This is a genomic window from Candidatus Alistipes pullistercoris (assembly GCF_027665465.1).
GTDB classification, from domain to species: Bacteria; Bacteroidota; Bacteroidia; order Bacteroidales; family Rikenellaceae; genus Alistipes_A; species Alistipes_A hominis.
This window is the reverse complement of the sequence record NZ_JAQDED010000002.1, coordinates 26,666-45,584: the sequence shown is the minus strand read 5'-3', so window position 1 is coordinate 45,584 and position 18,919 is coordinate 26,666. Positions and strand designations below refer to the sequence as shown.

Genomic DNA, 18,919 nt, shown 5'->3' with positions numbered 1-18,919 from the left:
AACGGGTAGCACCACAAAAGGTGTCACCCGTTTACTTTTTCATGAAACCGCCTCACTCCAGCGGCTTGCGGTAGTTCGCTTCCAGTACCCCGCGCAGCCCCGTTTCCGGGTAAAGCACCTTCCCTCCCAAAAGTATGAAGGGCAACACGCGGTTGTTGCGGTATTCCTGCAAGGTGCGCCGGCTCACACGGAGCAGTTCCGACACCTCGCCGTCCGTCAGGTAACGTTCCCCGTCCAGCGGAGGACGGTAGCTTTCCAGAAATGCGGACAGCCATTTCGAGCCTTTGCGCATATCCTGCACCACAGAGGCTATCGGCTCGTCTTCCATCGTAAAAACATCGTTGTTCTCGTTCATCATAACTTCGGATTCAGTGGGTGAATAAATCAAATCATCTGCCGTGCGGATAGAGCGTGCCGACAAGCGGTATCAGCCGCTTCACCTCCTCTGGCTTGTAATAGAACCTGCGGTTTATCTGCGAGTAGCCGATAAGCCGCCTGTCACGCAGCGTCTGCAACGTGCGCGGGCTTATTCTCAACTGCCCGCAGACCTCCTCGCCCGTGAGCCATCTTTCCATGCGCCCCGTGTCGCTTTTGCGCCTCAGGGCGGCGACCTTCTCCGAGAGTGCGCCGAATGCCGCCACCATCATCTCGAAAGTCTTTTTCTCGATAGATACTATTTCCATATTCATGTCATTTAGAGTTTGCCGCAAAGGTAACGAAACGGCATACAAGACGTATCGTTTTCCGCTGAAAGGCTGCCTGTTGCGCCGTTTGACCGGGTTACGGAGCCATCTTCCGCAAAAATCTTACGTGAGTCACGTAGTGAGTTGTTAAAGCCCCTTTTGTTTATTGCCGAATTTTGTCGCAGAAACAAAAAGAAAGGACTGAACATGAAAGTGATAACAATGGAAAGTTCCGCCTACAAGGAGATGATGGCGCAGATTGCGAACATCGCAGGGTACATCCGCGAGGCAAGGGACGAGAAGAAACGGAAGCGGGAAACCGAAGACAAGCTGCTTGACACGGCACAGGCGGCGAAGATGCTCAACGTGAGCAAGCGCACCATGCAGCGTATGCGCACCGACCACCGTATCGAGTATGTGGTGGTACGCGGAAGCTGCCGCTACCGCCTTTCCGAGATACTGCGGCTATTGGAGGACAACACAGTAAGGAACGAGGAAGGGACAATAGACACCCTGTTCCACAACCACACGCTGCGCACGGGCGGCAAACCAAAAGGAAGGAGGACATAGGTCATGGAACTGCTCACACGAAACAACTTCGAGGGCTGGATGCAGAAGCTGATGGAACGGCTCGACCGTCAGGACGAACTGCTGCTGGCGATGAAGGCTGAGGGGAAACAGCCCACTATCACGGAAAGCATCCGCCTTTTCGACAATCAGGATTTGTGCATGTTGCTCCAGATAAGCAAACGCACCCTCCAACGCTACCGCAGCGTAGGCGCATTGCCCTACAAGACGCTGGGCAAGAAGACCTATTACAGCGAGGAGGACGTGCTGACATTCCTTTCCAACCATATCAAGGACTTCAAAAAGGAAGATATAGCCTTCTACAAGGCTCGTATCCATAATTTCTTTCATAAATAACCCATTAAAACATTTTTCAGATGGCAAAGAAAAAAGACGAAAAGGACGTGCTGGTAGTCCGTGACGAGAAGACAGGCGAGATCAGCGTGGTAGCCGGGCTGAACGCGGACGGCACACCCAAGCGCACCCCCGCAAAAGCGGAGAACGCGCAGAGTTTCCTGCAATTCGACCGACATGGCGACGTGCTGGACAACTTCTTCAAGAACTTCTTCCGGCAGTGCAAGGAACCCAGCCGCTTCGGTTTCTACCGCATTGCGGCAGACCAAGCTGAAAATCTCTTAGAGGTGATGAAGCAACTGCTGAAAGACCCCGAAGCGAACAAGGAGCTGCTCGCCCCTCACAAGGTGGACACCTCCGACTATGAGAAGAAGGTGCAGGAAGAGATGGCAGCACAACAGACAGAGAAACAAGAACCTCAAAAACAGGAGAACATGGAACAACGGAAAGAACAGCAACAGGACAAATCCGAACAGATGCAGGGCAAACGTGGCTACCAGCCCATCGACGAGAGTAAAATCAACTGGCAGGAGCTGGAGGACAGATGGGGCGTAAAGCGGGACAACCTTGAAAAGTCCGGCGACCTTACGAAGATGCTCAACTATGGCAAGTCCGACTTGGTAAAGGTCAAACCGACCTTCGGCGGCGAATCATTCGAGCTGGACGCCCGCCTCTCCTTCAAGAAGGACGGTGAGGGAAACATCAGCCTCGTGCCGCACTTCATCCGCAAGGAGCAGAAGCTGGATGAGTACAAGGAACACAAATTCTCCGACAATGACCGGAAGAACCTCCGCGAAACGGGCAATCTCGGTAGGGTCGTGGACATTGTGGACAGGGAAACGGGCGAGATCATCCCCTCCTACATCAGCATCGACCGCAAGACGAATGAAATCACGGACATTCCGGCAAGCAGGGTGCGCATCCCGGAGCGCATCGGCAAGACGGAAATCACCACGCAGGAGCGGGACATGCTCCGCGCCGGACTGCCCGTACGCGACAAGCTCATCGAGCGCAACGACGGCAGAAAGTTCGTCACCACCCTGCAAGTGAACGTGGAGCAGCGCGGCGTGGAGTTCGTGCCGGGAACCGGCAAGTCGCCCCGTACCGCACAGACACAGGAAACCAAAGGCGACACATCGAAAAGTCAGGCGCAGGGCGGGGAAAATGCCGCACAGACCAAGAAGGAGCAACGCCGCAACACGTGGACGAACGAGGACGGCAGCATCCGCCCCATCAGCAAATGGAGCGGCGTGAGCTTCACCGACCAGCAGAAAGCCGACTATGTGGCGGGTAAAGCCGTGAAGCTGGAGAACGTGACCGACAAGCAGGGCTTCCATGCCACGATGTATATCAAGTTCAACCCGGAGAAGGGACGCCCGTACCGCTACGACACGAACCCTGACAATGCACAGCAGGTTGCTCCGTCCAACGAGAGCCGCACGCAGGTGGCGGTGAACAACGATGGCAAGACCAACGAGGCTACAAAGAATCTGAGAGAGCCGTTGCAGAAAGGTCAGACCAACCCGAAGGACGCCCGCCAGCAACAGCAGCAGGAGAAGCCGCAGAAGAAAACGGGCAAGGGCATGAAAATGTAATCCCGTGTCCGCCACTGAATCCAAAATAAAATCCAAAGTATCAACAAAAAAGAAGAAGACATGAAGACAATCATTGCAGAAAAGCCCTCCGTGGCACGTGAAATCGCCCGCATCGTGGGCGCGACAAAGAGAGAGGAAGGATATTTCGAGGGAGGCGGTTATGCCGTGACATGGGCATTCGGACACCTCGTTCAGCTTGCCATGCCCGACGGCTACGGCGTGCGCGGATTTGTCCGTGACAACCTCCCGATTATTCCCGACACATTCACGCTCGTCCCCCGTCAGGTCAGGACGGAGAAAGGTTACAAGCCCGACAGCGGCGTGGTGTCGCAGATAAAAGTCATCAAAAGACTGTTCGACACAAGCGAACATATCATCGTGGCGACCGATGCCGGACGCGAGGGAGAGCTTATCTTCCGCTACCTCTACCACTATACGGGTTGCACCACTCCTTTCGTGCGCCTGTGGATCAGCTCTCTCACCGACAAAGCTATCCGCGAGGGACTGCGGAAACTCGAAGACGGCAGCAAATACGACAACCTCTACCTCGCCGCCAAAGCGCGGAGCGAATCCGACTGGCTCGTGGGCATCAACGGCACACAGGCGTTATCCATCGCCGCCGGACACGGCACGTATTCCGTGGGGCGGGTGCAGACACCAACGTTGGCTATGGTATGTGAACGCTACTGGGAGAACCGCCGCTTTACGTCCGAAGCATTCTGGCAGCTCCATATCGCAACGGACGGTTGCGACGGCGAAGTCGTGAAATTCTCATCCTCCGAGAAATGGAAAGAGAAAGAACCGGCGATGGAACTATATAATAAGGTAAAGGCGGCAGGTTGCGCCACTGTCACGAAAGCCGAGCGCAAGGAGAAGACGGAGGAAACTCCCTTGCTCTACGACCTGACCACGCTCCAGAAAGAAGCCAACGCCAAGCACGGCTTCACGGCGGAACAGACGCTTGAAATCGCGCAGAAACTCTACGAAAAGAAGTTGATAACCTATCCGAGAACGGGAAGCCGCTACATCCCCGAAGACGTGTTTGCCGAAATTCCCAAACTGCTCGCTTTCATCGGCACACAGCCCGAATGGAAAGACAAGGTGCGGGCAAAAGCCGCCCCGACACGCCGCAGCGTGGACGACGGCAAGGTGACAGACCACCATGCCCTGCTCGTCACGGGTGAGAAACCGCTCTTCCTCTCCAAAGAGGACAATACCATCTATCAGATGATTGCCGGGCGCATGGTCGAGGCATTCTCTGAGAAATGCGTCAAGGATGTGACCACTGTCACGGCGGAATGTGCCGGAGTGGAGTTTACCGTAAAAGGCAGCGTCGTGAAGCAAACCGGATGGCGTGCCGTCTATGGCGAGGAAAAAGAGGAAATTACCATCCCCGGCTGGCAGGAAGGCGACACGCTGACACCGAAAGGCTCGTCCATTACCGAAGGAAAGACCAAACCCAAGCCGCTGCATACCGAAGCCACCCTGCTCTCGGCAATGGAAACGGCGGGCAAGGAAATTGAGGACGACGCACTGCGGCAGGCGATGAAGGACTGTGGCATCGGTACTCCCGCCACACGCGCCTCCATCATCGAAACGCTTTTCAAGCGCGGTTACATGGAACGCTGCAAGAAGTCGCTTGTTCCCACCGAAAAAGGACTTGCCCTCAATTCCGTCGTCAAGACGATGCGCATCGCCGATGTTGCCATGACGGGCGAATGGGAAAAGGAGCTGGCGCGTATCGAGCGCGGGGAACTGTCCGACGACACCTTCCGCAAGGAGATAGAGGCGTACACACGTGAGATAACCTCCGAACTGATCTCGTGCGACAAGCTCTTCGGCAGCCGTGACTCCGGCTGCGCGTGTCCCAAGTGTGGCACGGGCAGGATGCGGTTCTACGGCAAGGTGGTACGCTGCGACAACACGGAGTGCGGACTGCCCGTGTTCCGGCTGAAAGCGGGACGCACCCTGTCCGACGATGAAATCAAAGACCTGCTCACCGAAGGGCATACCAAGCTGCTCAAAGGGTTCAAGAGCAAACAGGGCAAGAGTTTCGATGCTGTTGTCGCCTTTGACGGGGAATATAACACGACTTTTGTGTTCCCGGAGGCTAAAAAGGACAAGAAATTTTCAGGACGGAAGAAATAGTATTAACTTTGCCACTTGTTCAGAGTAATGAATTGTTCTTCGATACCGGATTACACTCATACTTTGGATTTAGTGGTGGCACTCGGAGGGATACCGAGTGCCTTTTTCTTCCTTTTTCCAACCGATTATCCCGTTAATTATCAATCCGCTAAATCCAAAGTAATGAACAACAAGAAGAAAAACGAGGGTCAGACCGACTTTTCCTATTACGGTCTGTACCTGCTGGACTATCTCCGCACGAACAAGTTTGAACAGGCTGACGACACCGCTTTCATACGGGAACGGGCCGACCGTGCCGCCGAAACGTATGAGAGGGCACGGCTTGAAGGCTATCCCGCCGATGGTGCGCAGGAACTGGCGATGGACACGCTGCTGCGCGGGCTGCATTATTCCCGTTACGCCATCCTCCGCGAAGTCGTGGAAAACGAGTTTGCCGATGAAGTGCCGGAAGAGAAGCGTGAAGCCTTTGTCCTGAAACTGCTGCCGCTTGTCGGCAACGTGTTCTCCGTCTATGACCTCTCGGATGACAATTTCGCCCTGTCTTCCGATTACGACCTGCTCTACACGGAGCTGACGGGAGCAACCGTCCTTTACTTAGACGAATATGGCGTTTAACCGCAAACAGAAACTGCGGGACAACATCGAGGCGATACGGACGGCATTCATCCTTGACAGGGAAAATAGGACAGCGACAACCGAAGAGCGTGCCATACTTCAAAGGTACTGCGGTTTCGGCGGTCTGAAATGTATCCTCAACCCTGCAAAGGAACTGACGGATGCCGTCCGGTGGGCGAAATCCGACCTCGAACTGTTCGCCCCGACGGTGGAGCTGCACAGGCTTATCCGTGAGAACAGCAAGGACGAAACAGAGTACAAGCGGTTTGTGGATTCGCTGAAAGCGTCCGTGCTGACCGCTTTCTACACCCCCAAAGAGATAACCGACACCATCGCGGACGTGCTGGCAGATTACAGCGTCCGCCCCGCCCGTATGCTCGAACCGTCGGCAGGTGTCGGCGTGTTCGTGGATTCCATGCTGCGGCACAGCCCCAATGCGGATGTGATGGCTTTCGAGAAGGATCTGCTCACGGGTACAATCTTGAGGCATCTCTATCCCGACCAGAAAATGCGCACCTGCGGTTTTGAGAAAATCGAAAGACCGTTCAACAATTATTTCGACTTGGCGGTGTCCAACATTCCGTTCGGTGACATTGCCGTGTTCGACGCGGAGTTTCAGCGGAGCGACTCTTTCGGCAGACGCTCCGCCCAGAAAACCATCCACAACTATTTCTTTCTCAAAGGACTGGATGCCGTGCGTGACGGCGGTATCGTGGCGTTCATCACCTCGCAAGGGGTATTGAATAGCACCAAGACCTCCGTGCGTAACGAGCTGTTCAGTCAGGCCAATCTGGTATCCGCGATACGCCTGCCCAACAACCTGTTCACGGACAACGCGGGCACGGAGGTGGGCAGTGACCTGATTGTCCTGCAAAAGAACCTCAGCAAGAAGGAAATGTCGCAGGACGAGCGGCTGATGACCGTGATACAGACGGACACGAAAACCGCCCTGACCGACAACGCCTATTTCATCCACCACCCGGAACGCATCGTGCATACGATGGCGAAACTTGACACAGACCCCTACGGGAAGCCCGCTATGGTTTATCTGCACGAGGGCAAGGCAGCAGGCATCGCCGGGGATTTGCGCCGTATGCTCGACGAGGATTTCCATTACAGGCTTGCCATGCGCTTGTATTCGGGTTCAATCCGGCAGGCAGGAACGGAAGAAAAAGTTGCCGTTCAAAATAAAGTAGAGCGTCCTGCCATAAAATTGGAAACAGTATCCTCGGCGCAGACGGTGGAAACTCCGACAGAAAAGCCGCAACCCGCAGATGAAAAGCCGGAGATAGAACCGCGCCCGCAATATTCCGCAGGCGTGCAGCTCACCCTGCTTGACCTCTGGGGGATGACGGAAGAGGTCAGCCAACCGAAAACCTCCAAAAAGAAAAAGACGGTGAAAAAGGCAGTTACGGCAAAGTCCACTCCGCCCAAACCGAAAGTCACGGTTACACCGACAGCTCCAACTGCAAAACCCGCAATGGAGAATAAGGAGGTGAAAGCGGAGAACACCGCCAAGCCTGCCGACCCGGACGACATCTATGCCACACTGGACTGGGATACCAATCCTCCCATCAACGGTTTCTATGAAATGATGATGGGTTTGACGCCGGAGCGTAGGAAAGAACTTCGGGAACTGGCAAGGCAGCATAACGAGAAACAAGTGGCGGAAAAGACGGAAGTGAAAGCCGTGCCGGAAACTTCCCGTGAGCAGCCACGACAGGAGGAAACACAGCCGGAGGCAGTCGCCGCACCTGCCGTTACAGATACCCCATCGGAAGCGGTGGGGACTTTCCTTTTCCCCGACATCGAAGCGGAAAAGCCGAAGGAGGAAGTCGTGGACCTTTCTCCGCGTGCCTACCACCGCACGCCGGAGATGCACCTGCGCGAAGGGTCGCTGGTGGCTGACCGGGGGCGTCATAACATCGGCTACCTGAAAGACATCACGCCATACGGGGCGACATTCCAGCCGCTCGACCTGAAAGGATACCAGAAGGAAAAGGCGTTGTTGTATGTGTCGCTGCGTGACGCCTACGAGCGTCTGTACCGTTATGAATCGCTCCGGCGCGAGGCAAATGTTCCGTGGCGAGAGCATCTGAATACCTGTTACGATGAGTTTGTCATGCGCTACGGCAACCTCAACGCCAAGCAGAACGTGAAGTTAGTGATGATGGATGCGGGCGGGCGCGACATCCTTTCGCTGGAACGGATGGAAAACGGAAAGTTCGTCAAGGCGGACATCTTCGAGCATCCTGTTTCCTTCGCGGTGGAGAGCCATGCCAACGTAGGCTCTCCCGAAGAAGCCCTGTCTGCGTCGCTCAACAAATATGGTACGGTCAATCTCGACTATATGCGGGAGATAACCGACAGCACGGCGGAGGATTTGCTCACTGCCCTGCAAGGGCGCATCTACTACAATCCGCTCGTGACCGGTTACGAAATCAAAGACCGTTTCATCGCCGGAAATGTCATAGAGAAAGCGGAACGCATAGAGGCATGGATGGGTGACAATCCCGAAAATGAGCGTATGCCGGAGGTGAAGCAGGCGTTGGAGGCTCTGAAAGATGCCGAGCCGCAGCGCATCGCCTTCGAGGATCTGGACTTCAATTTCGGGGAACGCTGGATTCCGACGGGTGTCTATGCCGCCTACATGAGCCGGCTGTTCGACACGGAGGTGAAAATCGCCTATTCCGCAAGCATGGACGAGTTTTCGGTGGTGTGCGGCTACCGCACCATGAAAATCACGGACGAGTTTCTGGTGAAGGGGTATTACCGGAACTATGACGGTATGCACCTCCTAAAACACGCCCTGCACAACACCTGCCCTGACATGATGAAGTCCATCGGCAAGGACGAGCATGGCAACGACATCAAGATGCGCGACAGCGAGGGAATACAACTCGCCAACGCCAAGATTGACGAGATACGAAACGGCTTCTCCGAATGGCTCGAAGAGCAGTCGCCGCAGTTCAAGGAGCGGCTTGTGACGATGTATAACCGCAAGTTCAACTGTTTCGTGCGCCCGCGCTACGACGGCTCCCATCAGACCTTTCCCGACCTCAACCTGAAAGGGCTGGCAAGCCGGGGTATCAAGAGCGTCTATCCCTCACAGATGGATTGCGTCTGGATGTTGAAACAGAACGGCGGCGGAATTTGCGACCACGAGGTGGGAACCGGTAAGACGCTGATAATGTGCATCGCCGCGCATGAGATGAAGCGTCTGAATTTGGCACACAAGCCGATGATTATCGGGCTGAAAGCCAACGTTGCGGAGATTGCAGCCACCTATCAGGCGGCATATCCCAACGCACGTATTCTGTACGCTTCGGAGAAGGACTTTTCGACCGCCAACCGTGTGCGCTTCTTCAATAATATAAAGAACAACGACTACGATTGCGTCATCATGTCGCACGACCAGTTCGGCAAGATACCGCAGTCGCCGGAATTGCAGCAGCGCATCCTGCAAGCAGAGCTTGACACGGTGGAGGAAAACCTCGAAGTGCTACGGCAGCAGGGAAAGAACGTGTCGCGGGCGATGCTGAAAGGATTGGAGAAGCGCAAGCACAACCTTGAAGCGAAGCTGGAGAAGGTGGAACACGCCATAAAGTCACGCACGGACGACGTGGTGGATTTCAAGCAGATGGGCATCGACCACATCTTCATAGATGAGAGCCACCAGTTCAAGAATCTGACTTTCAACACGCGCCACGACCGTGTGGCGGGATTGGGAAACAGCGAGGGAAGCCAGAAGGCACTTAACATGCTCTTTGCCATACGCACCATACAGGAGCGCACAGGAAAAGACTTGGGTGCGACCTTCCTCTCCGGCACGACTATCAGCAACTCACTGACTGAATTGTACCTGCTGTTCAAGTACCTGCGCCCGAAGGAGCTGGAACGGCAGGACATAAGGTGTTTCGACGCTTGGGCGGCGATATTTGCCAAGAAGACGACGGATTTTGAATTTAACGTGACGAACAATGTGGTCCAGAAGGAGCGTTTCCGCTACTTCATCAAAGTGCCGGAGCTTGCCGCCTTCTATAATGAAATCACGGACTACCGCACGGCGGAGGATGTGGGCGTTGACCGTCCTGCCAAGAACGAGATACTGCACCATATACCGCCCACGCCGGAACAGGAGGACTTCATACAGAAACTGATGCAGTTCGCCAAGACGGGCGATGCCACCTTGTTGGGCAGGCTGCCGCTTTCGGAAACGGAAGAAAAGGCGAAGATGCTCATCGCCACGGACTATGCCCGGAAAATGGCACTCGACATGCGCATGATAGACCCGAATTACGAAGATCATCCCGACAACAAAGCGAGTCACTGTGCCAAGATGATCGCGGAGTATTATCAAAAATACGACGCCCAGAAAGGCACGCAGTTCGTTTTCTCTGATTTGGGGACATACCAGCCGGGCGACGGGTGGAACGTCTATTCGGAAATCAAGCGCAAACTGACGGAGGACTACGGTATACCGCCAAGCGAGGTGCGCTTCATTCAGGAGTGCAAGACCGACAAGGCGCGGAAGGCGGTGATAGACGCCATGAACGCCGGGACGGTGCGTGTGCTGTTCGGCTCTACCTCTATGCTCGGAACGGGTGTGAACGCCCAGAAACGGTGTGTGGCTATCCATCATCTCGATACGCCGTGGCGACCGTCCGACTTGCAACAGCGTGACGGACGCGGAGTTAGGGCAGGTAATGAGATTGCCAAACATTTCGCCGGGAACAACGTGGATGTAATCATCTACGCGGTGGAGAAGTCACTGGACAGCTACAAGTTCAACCTCCTGCACTGCAAGCAGACTTTCATAAGCCAGCTCAAAAGCGGTGCGATGGGTGCGCGTACCATCGACGAGGGGGCAATGGACGAAAAATCGGGCATGAATTTCTCGGAATACATGGCGTTGCTCTCCGGCAATACCGACCTGTTGGACAAGGCGAAACTGGAAAAGCGGATCGCATCGCTCGAAGGGGAACGCAAGTCGTTCAACAAGGGCAAGCGTGATTCGGAGTTCAAGCTGGAGTCAAAGACCGGCGAGTTGCGCAACAACACGGCTTTCATAGATGCCATGACGGAGGACTGGAACCGCTTCCTGTCGGTGGTGCAGACCGACAAGGAGGGCAACCGCCTTAATATAATAAAGGTGGACGGAGTGGATTCCGCCGATGAGAAGGTCATCGGAAAGCGTTTGCAGGAGATAGCCAAGAATGCCACGACCGGAGGGTTGTACACGCAGGTCGGTGAACTTTACGGTTTTCCGATAAAGGTGGTGAGCGAAAGGATACTCAAAGAGGGATTGGAGTTCACCGACAACCGCTTCGTGGTCGAGGGGAACTACAAGTACACCTACAACAACGGGCATCTGGCGATGGCTGACCCGTTGGCCGCCGCCCGCAACTTCCTCAACGCGATGGAGAGGATACCCTCCATCATCGACCAGTACAAGGCGAAGAACGAGGTGCTGGAGATGGAGATACCGCAGTTACAGGAGATAGCGGGTAAGGTGTGGAAGAAGGAGGACGAGCTGAAGCAGTTGAAGTCCGAACTTGCCGCCCTTGACCGAAAAATTCAGCTGGAGCTTGCGCCACCCACGCCCGAAGTCGCAGAAAAGGAGAATGAAGGGCAACAGCTCAAGCCGGAAGCGGAAGATGTGAGGAACAGGCAGGCGCAATATCCCGAAAATGCACCGCCGCAGATACGCAGTCCGGCGGATAGTATCGTTGCCAACCATGTCATAATCGGGCGTCCGGGACTGTATGCCAAGGAGGAAACCCGGTCCAAAGGATTGAAAATATAACCTAAGGAATTTTATCTGAAGTATTAATAAGGGCTATCCCAAAAGGTCTAAAAGTAAATTTTATCCTTTCTGCAAGTATCTATAGGATGGCAACTGCATTTTTTTCTTTTTGGGCAGCCCTTATTAAAATTTATTCTTATTTTAGGTTATATACATTCATGTCCATTTATGTAAAAAATTCCTGCTGACCTTGTTTATGTCTTGTCAGTCACCATTTGCAAAACCATATTTGACCCTCAAAGAGGCTGAATTTGATAAGTAACTTGCTACATACTCATAATAAGGAGCTAAATAGAACACGAATGGGAAATACACAAATGCTAAACTAAAGAAGATATTGGCCAAAATAAACGCTATACCGAGAGAGAAACTTGATTTTTCAACTTCCTAAAACGGTGTTGTTCAAACATTTCTACTTATTTGTACTTGCCAGTTGAACCTACGCTTCCCTAATAAAATGTCTATGGTAAAAAGTTAAAAAATCCTCCCACTTTTGTTAGATATATTTTTTTGTGTAATTTTGTAATCGTTATGCGGCAGTAATAATATACATATTAATACGAGTTAGTAATCCTGTAGTTCTCATATGCTACGAGGAGGTATTAAAAGGTGCGTTTCGACAATGCATCTACTGTAGTATATTATTGCTTAATCCAAATGAATATTATAAATTTAGGAATTCTTGCTCACATTGATGCAGGAAAAACTTCCGTAACCGAGAATCTGCTGTTTGCCAGTGGAGCAACGGAAAAGTGCGGCCGTGTGGATAATGGTGACACCATAACAGACTCTATGGATATAGAGAAACGTAGAGGAATTACTGTTCGGGCTTCTACGACATCTATTATCTGGAATGGAGTGAAATGCAATATCATTGACACTCCGGGACACATGGATTTTATTGCGGAAGTGGAGCGGACATTCAAAATGCTTGATGGAGCAGTCCTCATCTTATCCGCAAAGGAAGGCATACAAGCGCAGACAAAGTTGCTGTTCAGTACTTTACAAAAGCTGCAAATCCCGACAATTATATTTATCAATAAGATTGACCGTGCCGGTGTGAATTTGGAGCGTTTGTATATGGATATAAAAACAAATCTGTCGCAAGATGTCCTGTTTATGCAAACTGTTGTCGATGGATCGGTTTATCCGGTTTGCTCCCAAACATATATAAAGGAAGAATACAAAGAATTTGTATGCAACCATGACGACGATATATTAGAACGATATTTGGCGGATAGCGAAATTTCACCGGCTGATTATTGGAATACGATAATCGCTCTTGTGGCAAAAGCCAAAGTCTATCCGGTGCTACATGGATCAGCAATGTTCAATATCGGTATCAATGAGTTGTTGGACGCCATTTCTTCTTTTATACTTCCTCCGGCATCAGTCTCAAACAGACTTTCAGCTTATCTCTATAAGATAGAGCATGACCCCAAAGGGCATAAAAGAAGTTTTCTTAAAATAATTGACGGAAGTCTGAGACTTCGAGACGTTGTAAGAATCAACGATTCGGAAAAATTCATCAAGATTAAAAATCTAAAGACTATTTATCAGGGCAGAGAGATAAATGTTGATGAAGTGGGTGCCAATGATATCGCGATTGTAGAAGATATAGAAGATTTTCGAATCGGAGATTATTTAGGTGCTAAACCTTGTTTGATTCAAGGATTATCTCATCAGCATCCCGCTCTCAAATCCTCCGTCCGGCCAAATAAGCCCGAAGAGAGAAGCAAGGTGATATCCGCTCTGAATACATTGTGGATTGAAGACCCGTCTTTGTCCTTTTCCATAAACTCATATAGTGATGAATTGGAAATCTCGTTATATGGTTTGACACAAAAGGAAATCATACAGACATTGCTGGAAGAACGATTTTCCGTAAAGGTCCATTTTGATGAGATCAAGACTATCTACAAAGAACGACCTATAAAAAAGGTCAATAAGATTATTCAGATCGAAGTACCACCCAACCCTTACTGGGCCACAATAGGGCTGACTCTTGAACCCTTACCGTTAGGGGCAGGGTTGCAAATCGAAAGTGACATCTCCTATGGTTATCTGAACCATTCTTTTCAAAATGCCGTTTTTGAAGGGATTCGTATGTCTTGCCAATCTGGTTTACATGGATGGGAAGTGACTGATCTGAAAGTAACTTTTACTCAAGCCGAGTATTATAGCCCGGTAAGTACACCTGCTGATTTCAGACAGCTGACCCCTTATGTCTTCAGGCTGGCTTTGCAACAGTCAGGTGTGGACATTCTCGAACCGATGCTCTGTTTTGAGTTGCAGATACCCCAAGTAGCGAGTTCCAAAGCTATTACAGATTTGCAAAAACTGATGTCTGAGATTGAAGACATCAGTTGTAATAATGAGTGGTGTCATATTAAAGGGAAAGTTCCATTAAATACAAGTAAAGACTATGCCTCAGAAGTAAGTTCGTACACTAAGGGCTTAGGCATTTTTATGGTTAAGCCATGTGGGTATCAAATAACAAAAGACGGTTATTCTGATAATATCCGCATGAACGAAAAAGATAAACTTTTATTCATGTTCCAAAAATCAATGTCATTAAAATAATGGAGCGGTCAGGAAATTTCTATAAGGCAATACGGTTGGGATATATACTTATCTCCATTCTTATCGGATGTATGGCATATAATAGCCTCTATGAATGGCAGGAGATAGAAGCATTAGAACTTGGCAATAAAAAAATAGACGAGCTCCGAAAAGAAATAAACAATATCAATATTCAAATGATAAAATTTTCTCTATTGGGTGAAACAATACTGGAATGGAACGATAAAGATATCGAGCATTACCATGCACGGCGTATGGCAATGGACAGTATGCTCTGCCGTTTCAAGGCCACCTATCCAGCAGAGCGCATCGATAGTGTGCGCAGTCTTTTAGAGGATAAGGAACGACAGATGTTCCAGATAGTCCGGTTAATGGATGAACAACAATCTATTAACAAGAAGATAGCCAATCAAATTCCGGTTATTGTACAGAAAAGTGTGCAGGAACAGTCCAAAAAGCCAAAACGAAAAGGTTTCTTAGGCATATTCGGCAAAAAAAAGGAAGTAACTCCAGCAGTATCAACCACTATCCTTCATTCGGTCAATAGAAACGTAATCAGCGAACAGAAAGTGCAGGATCGCCAATTGTCGGAACAAGCCGACAGCCTTGCAGCTCGTAATGCAGAACTTAACAGACAACTGCAAGAATTGATTTGCCAAATAGAAGAAAAGGTATAAACCGAACTGCAAAGCCGGGAAAACGAAATAGTTGCCATGCGTGAAAAGTCATTTATGCAAGTAGGCGGTTTAATGGGATTCGTTCTTCTATTGTTGTTAATTTCCTACATCATCATACATCGTGATGCAAAAAGCATTAAACAATACAAGCACAAGACAACTGATTTGATAAGGCAACTGGAACAATCCGTACAACGGAACGAGGCACTGATAACGTCAAGGAAGAAGGCGGTACATACTATCACCCATGAACTGCGCACACCGCTGACAGCAATAACAGGCTATGCCGGACTGATACGGAAAGAACAGTGTGAGGATAAGTCCGGGCAGTATATCCAAAACATACTGCAATCCTCCGACCGTATGCGGGATATGCTTAACACTTTGCTTGACTTCTTCCGCCTGGACAACGGCAAGGAACAGCCCCGTCTGTCACCCTGCCGGATTTCAGCAATCACGCACACACTTGAAACGGAGTTCATGCCTGTTGCCGTGAACAAAGGGCTGTCCTTGTCCGTGAAGACTGGACACGATGCCATTGTATTGACCGACAAAGAGCGAATAATACAAATCGGGAATAACCTGCTGTCAAACGCTGTCAAGTTCACAGAAGAAGGCGGTGTTTCTTTGATTACTGAATATGATAATGGAGTTCTGACACTGGTCGTTGAAGATACAGGTACAGGCATGACAGAAGAGGAACAGAAACAAGCGTTCGGTGCGTTTGAACGTCTATCAAATGCCGCCGCAAAGGAGGGTTTCGGGCTTGGGCTTGCCATAATGCGTAATATTGTGTCGATGCTTGGCGGAACAATCCGTTTAGACAGCAAGAAAGGGAAAGGCAGTCGTTTCACAGTTGAAATTTCTATGCAGGAAGCTGAAGAACAGCTTGGATATACAAGCAATACACCTGTTTATCATAACAATAAATTCCATGATGTTGTCGCCATTGACAATGATGAGGTATTACTTCTGATGCTGAAAGAGATGTATTCCCAAGAAGGAATACACTGCGACACTTGCACCGATGCTGCGGCACTGATGGAAATGATACGCCAGAAAGAATACAGCCTGTTGCTGACAGACTTGAATATGCCCGATATAAACGGTTTCGAATTGCTGGAACTGTTGCGTTCGTCCAACGTGGGCAATTCACCAACAATCCCGGTGGTTGTGGCAACCGCTTCGGGCAGTTGTAACAAAGGGGAACTATTGGCAAAAGGCTTTGCCGGATGCCTGTTCAAACCGTTCTCCATATCGGAACTGATGGAGGTTTCCGACAGGTGTGCCATAAAAGCGACACCGGACGGGAAACCGGACTTTTCCGCCTTATTGTCCTATGGCAATGAAGCCGTCATGCTGGAAAAGTTGATAACTGAAACAGAAAAGGAAATGCAGGCGGTACGGGATGCAGCAAAAGAAAAAGACCTGCAAAAGCTGGATTCCCTGATCCACCACCTGCGCAGTTCGTGGGAGGTGCTCCGTGCCGACCAACCGCTGAATGTACTTTACGGATTGCTTCGTGGCGATGCTCTCCCGGATGGTGAAGCGTTAAGCCATGCCGTGACTGCCGTGCTGGATAAGGGAGTGGAAATAATACGGTTGGCAGAAGAGGAAAGGAGAAAATACGAAGATGAATAAGACAAAAATAATTGTGGTGGAAGACAACATCGTGTATTGCGAATATGTCTGCAATATGCTGTCACGGGAGGGCTACCGCAATATGAAGGCTTACCACCTCTCAACCGCGAAGAAACATCTGCAACAGGCAACAGATAATGATATCGTGGTTGCCGACCTGCGTCTGCCTGACGGCAGTGGCATAGACCTTTTGTGCTGGATGCGAAAGGAGGGAAAGATGCAGCCCTTCATCATTATGACCGACTACGCCGAAGTTAATACCGCCGTGGAAAGCATGAAACTCGGCTCGATAGACTATATTCCCAAACAGCTTGTGGAGGATAAACTTGTCCCCCTGATCCGTTCCATACTGAAAGAACGTCAGGCAGGACAACGCCGTATGCCTATATTCGCCCGTGAAGGTTCCGCCTTTCAGAAAATCATGCACCGCATAAGGCTGGTAGCCGCCACCGATATGAGCGTGATGATATTTGGTGAGAACGGCACGGGCAAGGAGCATATTGCCCACCTGTTGCATGACAAGAGCAAACGTGCAGGCAAGCCATTTGTGGCGGTGGACTGCGGTTCACTCTCCAAAGAGCTTGCACCGTCGGCTTTCTTCGGACACGTCAAAGGTGCATTTACAGGTGCGGACAATGCCAAGAAAGGATATTTCCATGAGGCGGAAGGCGGCACGTTGTTTCTGGACGAGGTAGGAAACCTCGCGTTGGAAACCCAACAGATGTTGCTCCGTGCCATACAGGAGAGGCGGTATCGCCCGGTCGGAGACAAGGCAGACCGGAATTTCAATGTCCGCATCATCGCTGCTACCAATGAAGATTTGGAGGTATCGGTGAATGAAAAGCGTTTTCGGCAGGATCTTCTGTACCGCCTGCACGACTTCGGGATAACCGTTCCTCCGTTGCGTGACTGTCAAGAAGACATTATGCCGCTGGCAGAGTTCTTCCGTGATATGGCAAACAGAGAGCTGGAGTGTAGCGTGAGCGGGTTCAGTTCCGAAGCACGTAAAGCGTTGCTGACACACGCATGGCCGGGCAACGTGCGGGAACTTCGGCAGAAAGTTATGGGTGCTGTATTGCAGGCGCAGGAAGGTGTTGTCATGAAAGAGCATCTGGAACTTGCCGTGACGAAACCGACCTCTACTGTCAGCTTCGCCTTGCGCAATGACGCGGAGGATAAGGAGCGGATATTGCGTGCGTTGAAACAGGCAAACGGCAACCGGAGTGTCGCCGCAGAACTGCTCGGCATAGGCAGGACAACACTATACAGCAAACTTGAAGAGTATGGACTTAAATATAAATTCAAGCAATCATAGCCCGTAATTCACTGAATTTGGCTATCTTTGCATAACATTTGAGAAAAACGGCGATTGGCAGGAGCTTTTCGCCGCCAACATATAGGATAAGACCGCAAGGCGTTTCAAGCGAAAATCTGGTAAATTGGAACTACGGAGACGATTGCGTGATGCTTATGCTATGCTTACGCATAGCGTGCATTCACGTACTCTCCGTAAAGGCTTTACCAGAGCCATCGCTTGAAGGTAGTGTGAATTGCACGCTACTTTTTTACCCTTGCCTAACGAAAGGAAACGATTATGGGTAAAGTTCAGATTCTCGCCGTACTGACGATGGACGGATGTCTTTCTTCAGAGTTATATGATAAAGCACATCAGGATTTGTGCCTTGACCGTTGCGGTCTTGATGAAATCAGGAAGAAAGCCTTTTACCGTGTGACACCGGACTATTCCATTTCAATGCTGCACGAATGGAGAAAAGACTGCACAAACATCCGTTACCTCGCGGAAGCCACACCGGACACGGCAGACTATATAAACGGACTGCTGCGGATGCACGCTGTGGATGAAATCATACTATACACCGTTCCTTTCATATCCGGAAGCGGACGACATTTTTTTAAGTCGGCTCTGCCAGAGCAACACTGGACGCTTTCCTCTTTGAAAAGCTATCCCAACGGTGTATGTCGCATTATCTATATCCTTGATAAAAAAGCAAGATAGCCAAAATGTGCGGCAAGCATACATTTCTATTTTCAGGAATAGAATAAATGTTCCGATTACAAACAATTTAAGTCGGAGATAATTTGTCCTTGTGAAAAAATACTGAATTTTATACCTCTGAAATCCAGCACTTTGTAAAATTGAGTGTTGGATTTTTTATTTTCTGCCGCGTTTTTTGCCAATTATATTCATGTGCGCACGCAGAAAACAAAGTGTAATTTTCAAAATTGACA

The 18,919-nt window shown here is 50.5% G+C and carries 11 protein-coding genes and 1 pseudogene; 10 read left to right on the top strand and 2 right to left on the bottom strand.

Annotated features, from left to right (window positions below; all coding sequences use genetic code 11):
- Positions 1 to 52 precede the first annotated feature (52 nt).
- Together PGR91_RS03580 and PGR91_RS03575 are read right to left on the bottom strand one after the other, a co-directional pair.
- Complete coding sequence (locus PGR91_RS03580) at positions 53 to 358, bottom strand: helix-turn-helix domain-containing protein (RefSeq protein WP_004291424.1); 306 nt, start codon at positions 356 to 358, stop codon at positions 53 to 55.
- Positions 359 to 389: 31 nt separating this feature from the next.
- Entirely contained in the window at positions 390 to 689 is a 300-nt protein-coding gene (locus tag PGR91_RS03575) for a helix-turn-helix domain-containing protein (RefSeq protein WP_004291426.1), read from the bottom strand.
- 201 nt (positions 690 to 890) lie between these two features.
- Here PGR91_RS03575 and PGR91_RS03570 point away from each other — a divergent pair, with 201 nt between their 5' ends.
- The 10 genes and pseudogenes from PGR91_RS03570 to PGR91_RS03525 all read left to right on the top strand — a co-directional run bounded on the left by PGR91_RS03570 (position 891) and on the right by PGR91_RS03525 (position 18,686).
- On the top strand, positions 891 to 1,253 hold the full coding sequence (locus tag PGR91_RS03570) for a helix-turn-helix domain-containing protein (protein ID WP_004304264.1): 363 nt from the start codon (positions 891 to 893) through the stop codon (positions 1,251 to 1,253).
- 3 nt (positions 1,254 to 1,256) lie between these two features.
- A complete protein-coding gene (locus PGR91_RS03565) occupies positions 1,257 to 1,607 on the top strand; it encodes a helix-turn-helix domain-containing protein (protein ID WP_004291454.1) in 351 nt (116 codons plus the stop codon).
- A 20-nt stretch (positions 1,608 to 1,627) separates the two neighbouring features.
- The gene (locus PGR91_RS03560; protein WP_004291455.1) at positions 1,628 to 3,199 is read left to right on the top strand and encodes a DUF3945 domain-containing protein; all 1,572 of its coding nucleotides are present in this window, start codon (positions 1,628 to 1,630) and stop codon (positions 3,197 to 3,199) included.
- A gap of 60 nt (positions 3,200 to 3,259) precedes the next feature.
- Entirely contained in the window at positions 3,260 to 5,347 is a 2,088-nt protein-coding gene (gene topB / locus PGR91_RS03555; protein ID WP_004291456.1) for a type IA DNA topoisomerase, read from the top strand.
- A 162-nt stretch (positions 5,348 to 5,509) separates the two neighbouring features.
- Positions 5,510 to 5,962 carry a DUF1896 domain-containing protein gene (locus PGR91_RS03550; protein WP_004304266.1) on the top strand — a complete coding sequence of 151 codons (453 nt, stop codon included), beginning with the start codon at positions 5,510 to 5,512 and terminating at the stop codon, positions 5,960 to 5,962.
- On the top strand, positions 5,952 to 11,768 hold the full coding sequence (locus PGR91_RS03545; RefSeq protein WP_004291462.1) for an N-6 DNA methylase: 5,817 nt from the start codon (positions 5,952 to 5,954) through the stop codon (positions 11,766 to 11,768). The genes PGR91_RS03550 and PGR91_RS03545 overlap by 11 nt, the downstream gene beginning before the upstream one ends.
- 657 nt (positions 11,769 to 12,425) lie before the next feature.
- Complete coding sequence (gene tet(Q) / locus PGR91_RS03540) at positions 12,426 to 14,351, top strand: tetracycline resistance ribosomal protection protein Tet(Q) (RefSeq protein WP_004291466.1); 1,926 nt, start codon at positions 12,426 to 12,428, stop codon at positions 14,349 to 14,351.
- Positions 14,351 to 16,669, top strand: a pseudogene (locus PGR91_RS03535) (ATP-binding protein). The gene tet(Q) and the pseudogene PGR91_RS03535 overlap by 1 nt, the downstream one beginning before the upstream one ends.
- Complete coding sequence (locus PGR91_RS03530) at positions 16,662 to 17,984, top strand: sigma-54-dependent transcriptional regulator (protein WP_004291471.1); 1,323 nt, start codon at positions 16,662 to 16,664, stop codon at positions 17,982 to 17,984. Before PGR91_RS03535 ends, PGR91_RS03530 begins: the two are co-directional and overlap by 8 nt.
- 279 nt (positions 17,985 to 18,263) lie before the next feature.
- The gene (locus tag PGR91_RS03525; protein WP_004291474.1) at positions 18,264 to 18,686 is read left to right on the top strand and encodes a dihydrofolate reductase family protein; all 423 of its coding nucleotides are present in this window, start codon (positions 18,264 to 18,266) and stop codon (positions 18,684 to 18,686) included.
- Positions 18,687 to 18,919: the final 233 nt, after the last annotated feature.